Annotated in this window: 13 protein-coding genes; 8 read left to right on the top strand and 5 right to left on the bottom strand. The window is 66.4% G+C overall.

The features are described from left to right. Positions 1 to 4: 4 nt before the first annotated feature. From VAPA_RS30635 to VAPA_RS30615, 5 genes are all read left to right on the top strand, one after another. Positions 5 to 763, top strand: a complete 759-nt coding sequence (locus tag VAPA_RS30635) for an amino acid ABC transporter permease (RefSeq protein ID WP_021004113.1) — start codon at positions 5 to 7, stop codon at positions 761 to 763. 81 nt (positions 764 to 844) lie between these two features. After that, positions 845 to 1,579, top strand: a complete 735-nt coding sequence (locus VAPA_RS30630; RefSeq protein ID WP_021004112.1) for an amino acid ABC transporter ATP-binding protein — start codon at positions 845 to 847, stop codon at positions 1,577 to 1,579. Positions 1,580 to 1,623: 44 nt separating this feature from the next. Next, on the top strand, positions 1,624 to 2,466 hold the full coding sequence (locus VAPA_RS30625) for an ABC transporter substrate-binding protein (RefSeq protein ID WP_021004111.1): 843 nt from the start codon (positions 1,624 to 1,626) through the stop codon (positions 2,464 to 2,466). A gap of 102 nt (positions 2,467 to 2,568) precedes the next feature. After that, entirely contained in the window at positions 2,569 to 2,775 is a 207-nt protein-coding gene (locus VAPA_RS30620) for a hypothetical protein (RefSeq protein ID WP_021004110.1), read from the top strand. 117 nt (positions 2,776 to 2,892) lie between these two features. Then, positions 2,893 to 3,168, top strand: a complete 276-nt coding sequence (locus tag VAPA_RS30615) for a hypothetical protein (RefSeq protein ID WP_021004109.1) — start codon at positions 2,893 to 2,895, stop codon at positions 3,166 to 3,168. 49 nt (positions 3,169 to 3,217) lie between these two features. On the opposite strand, the gene VAPA_RS30610 is transcribed toward VAPA_RS30615, so the two are convergent. Genes VAPA_RS30610 through VAPA_RS30600 form a run of 3 tightly spaced genes read right to left on the bottom strand, consistent with a single transcriptional unit; the run spans position 3,218 to position 9,047 of the window. After that, the gene (locus VAPA_RS30610; protein WP_021004108.1) at positions 3,218 to 4,681 is read right to left on the bottom strand and encodes an efflux transporter outer membrane subunit; all 1,464 of its coding nucleotides are present in this window, start codon (positions 4,679 to 4,681) and stop codon (positions 3,218 to 3,220) included. Further along, a complete protein-coding gene (locus tag VAPA_RS30605) occupies positions 4,678 to 7,827 on the bottom strand; it encodes an efflux RND transporter permease subunit (protein ID WP_021004107.1) in 3,150 nt (1,049 codons plus the stop codon). The genes VAPA_RS30610 and VAPA_RS30605 overlap by 4 nt, the downstream gene beginning before the upstream one ends. 11 nt (positions 7,828 to 7,838) lie before the next feature. Then, the gene (locus tag VAPA_RS30600; RefSeq protein ID WP_041946869.1) at positions 7,839 to 9,047 is read right to left on the bottom strand and encodes an efflux RND transporter periplasmic adaptor subunit; all 1,209 of its coding nucleotides are present in this window, start codon (positions 9,045 to 9,047) and stop codon (positions 7,839 to 7,841) included. Between the two features lie 169 nt (positions 9,048 to 9,216). On the opposite strand from VAPA_RS30600, the gene baeS reads away from it, so the two are divergent. Both baeS and VAPA_RS30590 read left to right on the top strand, forming a co-directional pair. Then, positions 9,217 to 10,596 carry a sensor histidine kinase efflux regulator BaeS gene (baeS, locus tag VAPA_RS30595; RefSeq protein ID WP_021004105.1) on the top strand — a complete coding sequence of 460 codons (1,380 nt, stop codon included), beginning with the start codon at positions 9,217 to 9,219 and terminating at the stop codon, positions 10,594 to 10,596. After that, on the top strand, positions 10,593 to 11,276 hold the full coding sequence (locus VAPA_RS30590; RefSeq protein ID WP_021004104.1) for a response regulator: 684 nt from the start codon (positions 10,593 to 10,595) through the stop codon (positions 11,274 to 11,276). Before baeS ends, VAPA_RS30590 begins: the two co-directional genes overlap by 4 nt. On the opposite strand, the gene VAPA_RS30585 is transcribed toward VAPA_RS30590, so the two are convergent. After that, positions 11,258 to 12,220, bottom strand: a complete 963-nt coding sequence (locus tag VAPA_RS30585; RefSeq protein ID WP_041946868.1) for a DMT family transporter — start codon at positions 12,218 to 12,220, stop codon at positions 11,258 to 11,260. The genes VAPA_RS30590 and VAPA_RS30585 overlap by 19 nt on opposite strands. Before the next feature lie 83 nt (positions 12,221 to 12,303). Between VAPA_RS30585 and VAPA_RS30580 the strand changes: the two genes are divergently transcribed. After that, positions 12,304 to 13,173, top strand: coding sequence for a LysR family transcriptional regulator (locus VAPA_RS30580; RefSeq protein ID WP_021004102.1), 870 nt, complete (start codon positions 12,304 to 12,306; stop codon positions 13,171 to 13,173). A gap of 30 nt (positions 13,174 to 13,203) precedes the next feature. On the opposite strand, the gene VAPA_RS30575 is transcribed toward VAPA_RS30580, so the two are convergent. Further along, a complete protein-coding gene (locus VAPA_RS30575; protein ID WP_021004101.1) occupies positions 13,204 to 13,479 on the bottom strand; it encodes a hypothetical protein in 276 nt (91 codons plus the stop codon). Between the last annotated feature and the right edge of the window lie 94 nt (positions 13,480 to 13,573).

Below are 13,573 nucleotides of genomic sequence, written 5' to 3'. Positions count from 1 at the left end.
AGCCATGTTCAGCGTCTACGAAATCCTTCGCGACAACTGGCTGCTGCTGCTCGTCGGCCAGTACCCCAGCGGGCCGCTCGGCGGCATCGTCGCCACGCTGATCCTGTCGGTGCTGGGCATCGTGCTGGCGTTTCCGCTGTCGGTGCTGCTGGCGCTGGCGCGGCTGTCGCCCTGGCGGCTGCTGCGCTGGCCCGCCACGGTGCTGGTCTACGTGGTGCGCGGCGTGCCGCTGCTGATGGTGATCCTGTGGGTCTACTTCCTGGTGCCGATCCTGATCGGGCGGGACGTGTCGGGCTTCACCACCATGCTGTGCACGCTGGTGATCTACGAAGGCGCCTACCTGTCGGAGGTGGTGCGCGCCGGCATCCAGGCCCTGCCCAAAGGCCAGACCGAGGCGGCGCGCGCGCTCGGCCACAGCCACCTCGGCACGATGTGGTTCGTGATCCTGCCGCAGGCGCTCTTCAACATGCTGCCGAGCATGCTGAGCCAATTCATCTCCACCATCAAGGAGACCACGCTGGGCTACGTGATCAACGTGCAGGAGCTGACCTTCGCGGCCAGCCAGATCAACAACCAGCTGCTGACCAAGCCGTTCCAGGTGTTCTTCATCCTGGCCATGACGTACTACGCCGTCTGCTTCAGCCTGACGCAGCTGGCGCAGTGGCTGGAGCGGCGCGTGGCCCACAAGCGGCTCGGCTCCGCCTCTGTGAAGACATCCGAAGACGGTGTTTCGCTGCCCCCGCCGGTGGTGGTGAATCCGTGAGGCCGCGCAAGACGGCCACCCGCAGGAAAACAAGGAGACAGACCCATGAACCCCGTTTTGCACCCCGCAGGGGATGACACCATGATCCTGTTCTCCAACATCAACAAGTGGTATGGCGACTACCAGGCGCTCGCCGACGTCAACGCCGAGGTGAAGAAGGGCGAAGTGGTGGTGGTCTGCGGGCCTTCGGGCTCCGGCAAGTCCACGCTGATCCGCACCGTCAACCGGCTGGAGGAAGTGAAGTCGGGGCAGCTGCTGTTCGACGGCCACGACATTCACGCGCCCATGAGCAGCGCGGCACTCAACAAGCTGCGCAGCCGCATCGGTTTCGTGTTCCAGAGCTTCAACCTGTTTCCGCATCTCTCGGTGCTGGAGAACATCATGCTGTCGCCCGTGCGGGTGCTGGGCGTGAAGCGGACCGACGCGAAGGCGAGGGCGGCGCAGCTGCTCGAGCGCGTGGGCCTGTCGAACAAGGCCGGCGCCTACCCGGCCCAGCTCTCGGGCGGGCAGCAGCAGCGCGTGGCCATTGCCCGCGCGCTCGCCATGGAGCCGCCCGCAATGCTGTTCGACGAGCCCACCAGCGCGCTCGACCCCGAGATGGTGGGCGAGGTGCTGTCGGTGATGCGCAGCCTCGCCAGCGACGGCATGACCATGATGTGCGTCACGCACGAGATGAACTTCGCCCGCGAGGTGGCCGACCGCGTCTGGTTCATGGACGCCGGCCGCATTCTCGAGAAGGCCGACCCCGAGACCTTTTTCAGCAGTCCGCAGCATCCGCGCGCGCAGCGCTTCCTGTCGGATTTGCGCGCGCACTGAGCTTCGTTTTCTTCATTTCCTTCGAATTTCTTCAGGAGTCCAGCATGTCGAACAGAACCACTTTCCGTCTTGCCGCCATCGGCGCCTGCCTCTGCGCCGCGCCTTTCCTGGCGCAAGCCGACCAATGGAGCGACATCAGCCAGCGCAAGGAACTGCGCTGCGGCACCTTCGCCGACGTGCCGCCGTTCGCCGCCCCCGATCCGAAGACGCGCGAGATGGTGGGCCACGATGTCGACCTGTGCCATGCGCTGGCCAAGGAACTCGGCCTCGCGGCCAAGGTCACGCCGCTGTCGGTGGAGGCGCGCGTGCCCGAGGTCAAGCTCGGGCGCGTCGACGTGACCGTCGCCAACCTCGCGTACACCAAGAGCCGCGGCGAGCAGATCCAGTTCAGCGACCCGTACTACGTGGCCAAGGAAATGCTGGCGGTGAAAGCCTCCGACCCCGGGACCGCCAAGGCCGACTTCAAGGGCAAGCGCCTGAGCTCGACCAAAGGCTCGACCTCGGAGCTGTCGATCAAGATGAACGGCTCGGAGCCGGTGACCTTCCAGGACACGGGATCGGCCTTCATGGCGGTGCAGCAGAACAAGTCGGTCGGCATGGTGGCGAACACGATGACCATCACCAAGCTGGTCAACCAATCGAAGACCGAGGGCGTGGCGCTCAAAATGATCAAGGAGCCCATGGTGCTGCAGCCCATCGGCGTCGGCATGAAGAAGGACGAGCCGGCACTGCTGGCCAAGGTGAACGGCGCGCTCTACGCGCTGGAGAAGTCGGGCGAACTCGACAGGATCTGGGCAAAGTGGCTCGGCCCGAACACCGAATACAAGATGGTGCGCGAAGAAAAGGTCATGCCGCTGGCCGATCTCAAGTTCGAACTCCTGCCCTGAACGTTCGCTTCGTCGCCCCGCGGATGCAACTGGTTATAAGAAATAATCATTAAAATGAAACCCTGTATTGTTCTTGCCGGGTTTCATGGGCATCATCCCACCATGGAGAAGACAAAGGCGCTGGTGACCGTGATCGAAATGGCGCGCACCGGCCTCGGCTTTACGCCCGCCGATGCCCTCGACCACATCGCCACACTCATCGCCCAGGAGGATGCGGAAAGCGCGTTCTACGACCGCAGGGTCGAGGAGCTGCTTCGCCTTGGGGCCTGCATCTGGAGCTTGAGGCGCGACATCGTGATGCCCAGGTAGGCTCGCGCGAGCTATGCCGAGTGGCCAGGTGCAACAAGAAGTACATACGGCTACATTCCTCAGACCAAAAAAGCCGGCATTTTTGGATTGAACAAGCGCCGGCAATCGGAGGATTGAATGCCGCTCTTGTTCCTGCTGAGGCTGCAGCACATCCCGCTGCCTGTCCGAGTCGCCCTTGCGGAGGAAGTCCGTCTCGTCTCGGTGCTCGTGGCCACGGGTTTGATCGAGGCCGATTTCGCACCCGTGAGGCCGACCGGCCCGGATGCTGCGTCGCGCATAGCGACGGTGAAGCGCATCACCGAGGAGGGTCTCGCCGAAATCGCAAAGATGAGCGATGCGCCCAAGTTCGTGAAGACCTCGATGCGGTTCGCGCGGGGACTGCGATTGATGTGAGCTTCGGGCCGCCCCCCGAAGACCCGCGATTCCTGATCGCCTCGATCATTCAGCTTCTCCCGTCTGCAAGGCCTCCAAGGACCTTGTAGAGCGTGACACGATTGCTGCTCTCCGTGAGCCGAAGCGAGATCAGGTTCTGCTGCGCCGTATAGAGGCTTCGCTGCGAATCCAGCGCGTCGAGGTAGCTGTCGACGCCACTGCGATAGCGCGCCGTGGACAGCCTGTAGCTGCGCGCCGTCGCCTCCACCAGTGCCTGCTGCGCATCCAGGCGTTCCTGCAGCGTGGCGCGAACGGCCAGGGCATCGGCTGTCTCCTTGAATGCCGTCTGGATGGTCTTCTCGTAGGTGGCCACCGCGACGTCGCGTTCGACCTCCGACACCTTGAGCGAAGCGCGCAGGCTGCCGGCATTGAAGATCGGCACACTGATGCTGGGCGCGAACGACCAGCTGCGGTTGCCGCTGCCGAACAGGCCCGCGAGCTGGCTGCTGCTGAAGCCGGTCGATGCCGTCAGCGAGATGGTCGGAAAGAACGCCGCGCGGGCCGCACCGATGTCCGCGTTGGCGGCCTTCAGCGAGCGCTCCGCGGACAGCACGTCGGGGCGCTGCAGCAGCACCGAGGAGGACATGTCGGCGGGGATCTGCGCCAGCAGCACGGATGCCTTCAGGGCTTCTTCCGGCGGCAGCATCTCTTCGGGTACCGCCGCGCCGACGATCAGCTCCAGGGCGTTGCGGTCCTGCTGCACCTGCGCGGCGTAGCTGGCGACATCGGCCCTGGCACTTTCCACACTGGACTGGATCTGCGCCAGGTCCAGGCCGGACGCCGTGCCCTGCGCGTGCAGGTGCTCGGTCAGCCGCAGCGATTCGCGCTGGCTCTCCAGGGTCTGGCGCGCCAGGGCGAGCCGCTGCCGGTCCGCCGCCAGCGTCAGCCAGTCGCCCGCCACTTCCGCCACCAGGCTCAGGCGCGTGCTCCGCTGGGTTTCCGCAGTGGCCAGGAAGGTCTGCAGGGCCTCGTCCGTCAGGCTGCGGATGCGCCCGAACAGGTCGAGCTCGTAGCTGCTGAACCCGACGTCGGCACTGTGCTGGCGGCTGACGACCGCGCTGGCCGAGCTGCTGCTGGAGCTCGTGCTTGTGCTCGAACTGACCGACGACGGCGTCCGGCTGGCGCTCTGGCTGCCACCGGCGGTGATCGCGGGAAACAGGTCCGCCCGCTGGATGCGGTACTGCGCGCGCGCCTTCTCGATGTGGAGCATGGCAATACGCAGGTCACGGTTGTTTTCCAGCGCCAATGCGATCACCCGGCGCAGGCGCTCGTCCTGGAAGAAGTCTTGCCAGGGAGTCTCGGCGACCGGCGTGTTCGCGGTGGCCGCGTCGGCGGTGGCCACTTGTGCGGCCGGTGCGTCGCGCCATTGCGTGGCCACGGGGGCCTCGGGCTGCCGGTAGTCGGGTGCCATGCTGATGCAACCACCGAGCAGCAGCGCGGTCGCCAGCAGGGAGGGCAGGGCGAGGTGCTTCATGCTTCCACCTCCTGGGCACGTGCCGCGGCATCGCGGCGCCCCGGGAAGAGCGAACGCACGGCCACGTAGAACAGCGGGACGAAGAAGATGCCGAAGGCGGTGGAAAACAGCGTGCCGCCGAGCACGCCGGTGCCCAGCGAATGGCGCCCGCCCGAGCCGGCGCCGCTGCCGATCACCATCGGCAGCACGCCGAGCATGAAGGCCAGCGAGGTCATCAGGATCGGGCGCAGCCGCAGGCGCGCCGCCTGCAGGGTGGCCTCCACCAGGGAGACGCCCTTGGCTTCCAGTTCCTTCGCGAACTCGACGATCAGGATGCCGTTCTTTGCAGCCAGCCCCATGGTGGCCAGCAGGCCGACCTGAAAGTAGATGTCGTTCGAGAGCCCGCGCAGCCAGGTCGCCAGCAATGCGCCGACGATGCCCACCGGCACCGCGAGCATCACCGAGATCGGGATGGACCAGCTTTCGTACAGCGCAGCCAGGCAGAGGAACACGAACACCAGCGACGCGGCATAGAGCAGCCAGGTCTGGGATCCGGCGGCCTGCTCCTGATAGGACATGTCCGACCACGAAGAGCCGAAGCCGCCCGGAAGCTGCTTGACCAGGCTGGCGATCTCCGCCATGGCTTCGCCGGAGCTCACGCCGCTTGCGGCGCTGCCGGTGATTTCCATCGACTCGGCGCCGTTGAAGCGCCGCAGCACCTGCGGCGCAACGCCCCACCGGCTGCTCGAGAAGCTCGAGAAGCTCGAGAACGACACCATGTCGCCGCTGGCGTTGCGCACGTGCCATCGCTCGATGTCCTGCGGCAGCATGCGTGCGGATGCCTCGCCCTGCACATAGACCTTCTTCACGCGGCCGCCATTGAGAAAATCGTTGACGTAGCTGCCGCCCATGATGGTCGACAGCGTGCTGTTGATGTCGGATGCGGAAAGGCCGAATGCACCGGCCTTCCGGTCGTCCATCGAGACCTGGAAGGTGGTCGCGTCTTCCAGGCTGTTGTAGCGCACGGCGCTGAGCTTCGGGTTGCTGGCGGCTCGCGCGAGGAGCTCGCGGCGGGACTCGGCCAGGGCCTCGTGGCCGCGGCCCGCCAGATCCTGCAACTGCAGCGTGAAGCCGGAACTCGTGCCCAGGCTGCTGATCGCCGGCGGTGTCATGGCAAAGACCTGCGCATCGCGCATGGACCCCATCATCGCCCCCGTGATCCGCATGGCAACCTGCTGCGCGGAGGCGCTGCGCTGGCTCCAGTCCTTGAGCTTGATGAAGCCCATGCCGGCGTTCTGGCTGCTGCCCGCGAAGCTGAAGCCGGCCACCGCGAAGATGCCCTCGACCTCCGGCTGCTGGAGCACGAACTCCGTCACCTTGTCCATCGACTGCAGCGTGCGCTGCTGCGTGGCACCGGGCGGTGCGCTGTACATCACCATCAGCATGCCCTGGTCTTCCTCCGGCAGGAAGGAAGTAGGCAAGAGCCAGAACAACAGTCCCATCACGGCGACCGCGACAAGGTAGGCGAGGCCGCCGAGCTTGCGGCGCCCCAGCACCTGCGACACGCCGTGCCGGTAGCGCTCGGCCCCGCGATCGAAGCGGTTGTTGAACCACGCGAAGAAGCGGCCCAGCGGCCCGCGATCGGACGCATGGCCGCCCTTCTCGACGGGCTTGAGCAGCGTGGCGCACAGTGCCGGGCTCAGGGTCAGCGCGACAATCACCGAAAGGATCATCGACGCCGCGATGGTGACCGAGAACTGGCGATAGATCTTCCCCGTTGCGCCGCCGAAGAAGGCCATCGGCACGAACACCGCGGTCAGCACCAGTGCAATGCCCACCAGCGCGCCGGTGATCTGCCCCATCGACTTGCGCGTGGCCTCCCGCGGCGACAGCCCTTCCTCGGACATCATCCGCTCGACGTTCTCCACCACGACGATGGCATCGTCCACCAGGAGGCCGATGGCCAGCACCATGCCGAACATGGTCAGCGTGTTGATCGAATATCCGAGCAGCGACAGCACGCCGAAGGTGCCCATCAGCACCACCGGCACGGCAATGACCGGCACCAGCGTCGCGCGCCAGTTCTGCAGGAACAGATACATGATCAGCACCACGAGCACGATGGCCTCGAGCAGGGTCTGGACGACTTCCTGGATCGAGATGCGCACGAAGGGCGTGGTGTCGTAGGCCACCTTGTAGCGCAGGCCGGCGGGGAAATACGGCTGAAGCTCGCCCAGCCTGGCTTCGACCGCCTTGGCCACGTTCAGCGCATTGGCGCCCGTGGCCAGCTGCAGGCCCATGCCTGCCGCCGGTTTGCCGTTGAACTTGGCGGCGGACGAATAGTTCTCCGAGCCGAGCTCCACGCGCGCCACGTCGCGCAGGTAGACGGTGGCGCCGCTCGTATCGGACTTGAGCACGATCGCTTCGAACTGGTCGACGCTCTTGAGCTTGCTGCGCGACGTGACCGTGGCATTGAGCTGCTGGCCGTCGACCGCCGGGAGGTCGCCGAGCGCCCCGGACGAGACGTCCGCGTTCTGCGCGGAGATGGCGCTCGTGATGTCCGAGGGCATCAGCGCGTAGGCGTGCAGCTTTTCCGGATCCAGCCAGATGCGCATCGAGTACTGGGAGCCGAAGACGTTGGCATTGCCGACGCCGTTGACGCGGCTGATGGGATCCTTCAGCGTGGACACCATGTAGTCGGCAATGTCGGTGGCGCTCATGCTGCCGTCTTCCGAGGTGAACGCCAGCACCATGAACATGCTGCCGCTGCCGGACTTCCTCACCGTCACGCCCTGGCTCTTCACCGCTTCTGGCAGCATGGACTCCGCCTGCGCGACCTTGTTCTGCACCTGGACCTGCGCCGTGTCCGCATCGGTTCCCGACTTGAAGGTCAGCGTCAGGGAGGCGGTGCCCGCCGAGCTGCTGCTCGAAGACATGTACAGCAGATTGTCCAGGCCGGTCATCTGCTGCTCGATGATCTGCGTGACCGAGTTCTGCACCGTTTCGGCCGAAGCGCCCGTGTAGGTCGCATTGACGGAGATCGTCGGCGGCGCGATGTCGGGGTACTGCTCCAGCGACAGATTGAAGATCGAGATGGCGCCGGCCAGGGTGATGACGATGGCGATCACCCACGCAAAGATGGGACGGTCGATGAAGAAGCGAGCCATGGTCGTTCTCCTCAGTTCGCCGGCGGCTTGCCGGAGGGCGCAGCCGCGTTGGGGGGGATCGCTGTCTGCTGCGCCGCGCGGCTGTCGGCCACCTTGACGCTGTCGCCGGCCTTCACCTTCTGGCCGCCCTCGACCACCACCTTTTCGCCGGCCTTCAGCCCGGAGCGAACCGACCACCGGTCGCCCACCGCCTGGCCGAGCTCCACCACGCGCTGCTGCACCTTCGCGTCCTCGCCGACCACCAGCGCGACGGCCTCACCCTTGGCATTGCGCGACACGCTCTGCTGCGGAATCAGCAGGGCCTGCTCGTTGGTCGCCATCGACAGGACGGCCTTCACGTACATGCCCGGCAGCAGGAGCTTCCCGGGGTTGGGAACGATCGCGCGCAGCTGCACGTTGCCCGTGGTCTTGTCGACCGAAGCGCCGACGAACTCCAGCGTGCCGGCATGCGCATAGGTGCTGCCGTCCTCCAGCACGATGCGCACCTGCGCCTTGCCGGCGACGGCTTTCAGCGCACCGGCGTCCAGCTGCCGGCGCAGCTGCAGCAGCTGCGCGCTGGACTGCGTCACGTCGACGAGGATCGGGTCGAGCTGGTTGATGGTTGCCAGCGCCGCGCTCTGGTCGGCGGTGACCAGCGCGCCCGGTGTGGACGTGGAGGTGCCGATGCGGCCCGAGATCGGCGCGGCGATCCGCGTGTAGTTCAGGTTGATCTTCGCGCTTTGCAGCGAGGCCTTCGCCGCGATCACGGAAGCCTGCGCCTCGCGCAGGGCCGCCAGGGCCTCGTCGCCGGACTGCTTGCTGACGGCATCCAGTGCCACCAGGCTGCGGTAGCGCTCGGCCTTGGGGCGCGCCGAGATGACCGATGCCTCGGCTTTCGCCAGGTCGCCGCTGGCCGTGTCGTAGGCAGCCTGGTAGGTTGCGGGATCGATCTCGTAGAGAACCTGGCCGGCTTTCACGTCCGCGCCTTCGCTGAACAGGCGCTTGCGCAGGATGCCACCCACTTGCGGGCGCACGTCGGAGCTCTGGTAGGCACTGGTGCGGCCCGGCAATTCGCTGTCGATCGCAAGGGATTCGGGCTTGACGGTGATGGCGGTGACTTCGGCCTGCGGCATCGCGAACGGTGGCTGTTGTCGCGAACAGGCGGTCAGCGCGAGCACGATGGCCAGCGCCGCCGCAGACACGGGAATCCGGAGCGAACAGGAGGAGTCGAAGCGAGTCATGGGCATGGAGAAGAAGAGGTCGGTGTGATCCGAAGGTCGCCATGCTCGGAAAGAAATGTGGAGCAACAATGGATGCCACAGCCGGGCCCCGGTCCATTCTTGATTTAGTCGGCCAGTGCGGCGCTAATACCCGGATGCATCATCTGTCCGCCATCGGCCGCCTCGTTCCATGAGAGTCGGCATCACAGCCAAGCTCTTTCTCGCCGTGCTGGTGGCCTGCGCCGCGGTGCTGGTCGTGCAGGGCGTCGCCATGCGCATCAGCTTCGAGCGTGGCTTCCTGGGCTACCTGAACGGGCAGGCCAACGAGCGCATGGAAGAGATCGTGCCGCGCCTCGCGGCGGGCTTCGGCAAGCACGGCAACTGGGACTTCCTGCGCACGGACTTCAGGGCATGGATGGACCTCGCGGTGTCGCGCACCGCAGACACGGCCGCGCCGCCCCGGCTGACCTCTTCCGACCAGACCGGCGTGATCCTGCGCATGGGCGTGCTGGACGCCGAGTTGCGGCACGTCGCCGGCAACCCCCAGGTGGCGGCCGATTCCATCCGCCTGCCCGTGGTGGTGGACGGCCGCACCGTGGGCTGGATCGCGACGGTGCCCTTCGAGAAGGTGCTCGCAAGCGGCGAGTCCCGCTTTCTCGAGCAGCAATTCGCAGCGCTTCGGATGATCGTCCTGGCCTCGCTCGCCGTGGCGGCCCTGCTGACCTTCGTGCTCGCGCGGGCGTTGCTGGGGCGCGTGCGCGGCATGGCCGGTGCCACCCACAGGCTCGCGGCCGGCGACTATGCCTCGCGCGTGGAGGTCGGCGCCAACGACGAATTGGGAACGCTCGCGCGGGACTTCAACCAGCTCGCGCAGACGCTGGAGCACACCGAGCGCGCGCGGCGCACCTTCATGGCGGACATCTCGCATGAATTGCGCACGCCGCTCGCGGTCCTGCGCGCGGAGCTGGAAGCCATCCAGGACGGCATCCGGCCACCGAGCGCCTCCACGCTGGAGGCCATGAACCAGGAGATCGGCCAGCTGGGCAAGCTGATCGACGACCTGCACGACCTGTCGTTGACGGACGTCGGCGCGATGGCCTACCGGCGCGCGCCGCTCGATCTCGTGACCGTGCTGCAGGCCGCACAGGGCGGCATGCAGCGGCGCTTCGAGGCGGCCGGCCTGCAGCTCGAGGTGTCGATCGCACCGCCGCCGCTGTCGATCAGCGGCGACGAGGCGCGCCTGCAGCAGCTGTTCGGAAACCTGCTGGAGAACTCGCTGCGCTACACGGACAAGGGCGGTATCGTGCGGCTGCGCTGCCATCGCCGTGACGCAGTGGCGAGCATTTCGATCGAAGACAGTGCCCCCGGGGTGCCCGAAGACAAGCTGGAAAAACTGTTCGAGCGCTTCTACCGCCTGGAGGCCTCGCGCAACCGCGCCAGCGGCGGCAGCGGCCTGGGCCTGGCGATCTGCCGCAACATCGTCGAGGCGCACGATGGCAAGATCGCCGCCGAGCCATCGCCCCTGGGCGGACTTCGCATCCACATCGAACTGCCGCTGGCCGCACCATGAACACTCCGCAAGCACACATCCTGATCGTCGAGGACGAGCCCCGGCTGGCCGCCGTGCTGGGCGACTATCTCGGCACCGCCGGCCATACGCACCATTGGGTGGCCGACGGCGCGCTGGCCATGCCCGCCTTCCACGAGCAGCGGCCCGACCTGGTCCTGCTGGACCTCATGCTGCCCGGCCGCGACGGCATGGACATCTGCCGCGAACTGCGCCGCCACAGCACGGTGCCGGTGATCATGATCACGGCGCGTGTCGAGGAGATCGATCGGCTGCTGGGCCTGGAGATCGGCGCCGACGACTACGTCTGCAAGCCTTTCAGCCCCCGCGAGGTGATCGCGCGCGTGGGTGCCGTGTTGCGCCGCTATCGCCAGGGGCCCGACGCCGCCCCGACGGGAACCGTGCTGACGCTCGATGCAGAAACATACCGCGCAAGCCTCAATGGCCGCTTGCTGGATCTCACGCCCGGGGAGTTTCGCCTGCTCGGCGTGTTGTATGGATCGCAGGGGCGGGTGTATTCGCGCGAGCAGCTTCTCAACCGCATCTACGACGACCAGCGTGCCGTCACCGACCGCGCCGTTGACAGCCACATCAAGAACCTACGCCGCAAGCTCGTCGAGGCCGGGGGAGAGGACGACTGGATCAAGTCGATCTATGGCGTGGGCTATCGGATGGAGCTTTGATGCGGCGCCGAACCAGCCGCATCGCGCTTCGGTTTCTTGATCGTCCACAGCGCAAGGGCCATCACGGCAACGCCCGCAACCTGGACGGCATCCAAGGTCCGGCCGTACACGCCCCAGTCCACCAGCACGGCGGTCAGCGGGTACACGAACTGCAGAACGGCGATTTTCCCAAGGGGAAGCCGGGCCATGCCCGCGAAAAGAATGGCGTAGGCCAGGCCGGTGTGCAGCACGCCCAGTCCTGCGAGCCACGCCCAGGCCGAGGCCGAATCCGGCCAGCCGAACACAAAAGGCACCCACGCCAGCACGACGACCCCGGTCACGCACTGCCACCAGGCCAGCGCGTAGGACGTGATGGTTTTTTCCGTATTGGCGAGGATGGTCACCGCGGCATAGCACAGCGAGCCGCCCAGGCACATGAGCAGGCCGAGCGCGTAGTCGCTGCCCCATGAGGCCACCGATGCCATGTCGCCGACCAGGCCGGTCGTCAGCGCCAGCCCGCACAGCGCGGCCAGGGTGGCAGCCCACTGGCGCGGCGACACGGCTTCGCGCAGGACCAGTGCGCCAAAGAGAATGATCCACACCGGCTGGATGTGGAAAACAATGGTGGCCACCGCAATCGAGATGCGCGGGATGGCCGCGAAGAACAGCGTCCAGTTCACGACCATCAGGCAGCCCGTCGCGCAAGCGATCCACCAGCTCTTGCCGCGCAGCCGCAGCTCGTTCATTCGCCCGGTGGCCAAGCCCCATGCGAGCAAGGCCAATGCACCGAAGGCGCAGCGAAAGAGGACGGTGACCAGCGGATGCTGGTGCGCTTCTTCCACGAAGACACCGATCGTGCCGAGCAGCATGCCGCCGGCAACCAGCAGCCATTGCCCCGTGCTTTCGCGGTTGGATGGCCGCGCCGCTGCGAACACGGGGTGCACCTGAACTGCCTTCTTTTGCATGAAGGCGATCGTGTGCCCATGCGGCAACGTCGTAAAGCGCATAGTTCGAACGCCTATCATTCGAATACCGAATGAGACCGACGATGAAATATCCCGATTTCCAGATCGACTGGCTGCGCGTCCTGGTGGCAGTGGTGGATGCCGGCTCGCTGTCGGCCGCGGCGCCCCTGGTCCACCGCTCCCAGTCCGCGGTGAGCATGCAGATCAAGAAGCTGGAGAACGCGCTCGGCCAGGCCGTGCTGCTGCGCGGCCCGCGGCACCTGGAAGTGACGCCGGCGGGCGCGCAACTGCTGGTCTATGCGCGCCGCATGCTCGAACTGCAGTCGGAAACGCAGAACGCGATGTTCGGACCGGAACTGGCCGGCCGCGTGCGGCTCGGCGTGCCGGACGACTATGCCTCCACCTACCTGACGCCGGTGCTGCGCAGCTTTGCCGGCCGCTACAAGGGCGTGGAGATCGAGCTGACCTGCGAGCAGTCGACCTCCCTCATCCCCAAGGTCACGCGGGGCGAGCTCGACCTGGCACTTGTGTCCCGCGACAAGCCGCAACGCGGACAGCTCCTGTTCCAGGAACCGCTGGTGTGGGTGGGCACGGCGCAGCATGAAGCCTGGCGCCGCAATCCATTGCCGATTGCGGTCTACGAAGCGGGCAGCATGGCCCGAACTGCCGCGCTCTCGAGCCTGGCTGCCAGGCGGCGCGCCTATCGCATCGTCTATCACAGCTCCAGCCTCGCCGGCCAGCTGGCGGCCGTGGAGAGCGGCCTGGCCGTGGCCGTGTTCACGCGCTGCAGCGTTCCGGCCCACCTGCAGATACTGCAGAACCTGCCCACCGGCTTCGATCTGCCCAAACTCAAGTCGATGGATGTGGCGGCGCTGCGCAGCAAGGTGTCGCTGCGCTCGCCTGCGGTGGATGCCATGTACGAGCAGATGGTGCGGACCTTGAGCCCGGCATAGCTTGGTCGCTTGCAGCCAAGCTGCTCGCATCTATCCGTGCGGATGGGCTTCCGCAAGCGGGCGCGTCAACGCCGCCGCCGTATCCAGCAGGACGACGGCGCGGTCCGGGTCGTGTCCCATATAGGGGCTGACCAGCAATTGGCCGATCAGCCGGTCGAAGCCGTGCCGCACCCTGGCCGGCTCGGGGTGCGCCGCGTACATGGCGCGCAGCATCGATACCACCGCACTGACCTGCGTTCCCAGGACCTCCATGGCGCCCAGGCGGCCGCTCGCCTCGAAGACGGCTTGTGGATCTGTGGTGGTCATGTGGCGCTCCCGTCTCGATGTTGAAGCGCCAGAACGTAAAAAGAGGCCTAATGGATTACATTTCAGCCTCAAATACCCAGAACTGGTGAGATTT

The sequence above is a fragment of the Variovorax paradoxus B4 genome (genome assembly GCF_000463015.1).
GTDB classification, from domain to species: domain Bacteria; phylum Pseudomonadota; class Gammaproteobacteria; order Burkholderiales; family Burkholderiaceae_C; genus Variovorax; species Variovorax paradoxus_E.
This window is presented reverse-complemented; position numbering and strand designations above follow the sequence as displayed.

Excerpts from the sequence above, each read along its gene's own strand:
- VAPA_RS30635 (WP_021004113.1), top strand. The coding sequence starts at position 5 with ATGTTCAGCGTCTACGAAATCCTTCGCGACAACTGGCTGCTGCTGCTC.
- VAPA_RS30630 (WP_021004112.1), top strand. The coding sequence starts at position 845 with ATGATCCTGTTCTCCAACATCAACAAGTGGTATGGCGACTACCAGGCG.
- VAPA_RS30625 (WP_021004111.1), top strand. The coding sequence starts at position 1,624 with ATGTCGAACAGAACCACTTTCCGTCTTGCCGCCATCGGCGCCTGCCTC.
- VAPA_RS30620 (WP_021004110.1), top strand. The coding sequence starts at position 2,569 with ATGGAGAAGACAAAGGCGCTGGTGACCGTGATCGAAATGGCGCGCACC.
- VAPA_RS30615 (WP_021004109.1), top strand. The coding sequence starts at position 2,893 with ATGCCGCTCTTGTTCCTGCTGAGGCTGCAGCACATCCCGCTGCCTGTC.
- VAPA_RS30610 (WP_021004108.1), bottom strand. The coding sequence starts at position 4,681 with ATGAAGCACCTCGCCCTGCCCTCCCTGCTGGCGACCGCGCTGCTGCTC.
- VAPA_RS30605 (WP_021004107.1), bottom strand. The coding sequence starts at position 7,827 with ATGGCTCGCTTCTTCATCGACCGTCCCATCTTTGCGTGGGTGATCGCC.
- VAPA_RS30600 (WP_041946869.1), bottom strand. The coding sequence starts at position 9,047 with ATGACTCGCTTCGACTCCTCCTGTTCGCTCCGGATTCCCGTGTCTGCG.
- baeS (WP_021004105.1), top strand. The coding sequence starts at position 9,217 with ATGAGAGTCGGCATCACAGCCAAGCTCTTTCTCGCCGTGCTGGTGGCC.
- VAPA_RS30590 (WP_021004104.1), top strand. The coding sequence starts at position 10,593 with ATGAACACTCCGCAAGCACACATCCTGATCGTCGAGGACGAGCCCCGG.
- VAPA_RS30585 (WP_041946868.1), bottom strand. The coding sequence starts at position 12,220 with ATGCAAAAGAAGGCAGTTCAGGTGCACCCCGTGTTCGCAGCGGCGCGG.
- VAPA_RS30580 (WP_021004102.1), top strand. The coding sequence starts at position 12,304 with ATGAAATATCCCGATTTCCAGATCGACTGGCTGCGCGTCCTGGTGGCA.
- VAPA_RS30575 (WP_021004101.1), bottom strand. The coding sequence starts at position 13,479 with ATGACCACCACAGATCCACAAGCCGTCTTCGAGGCGAGCGGCCGCCTG.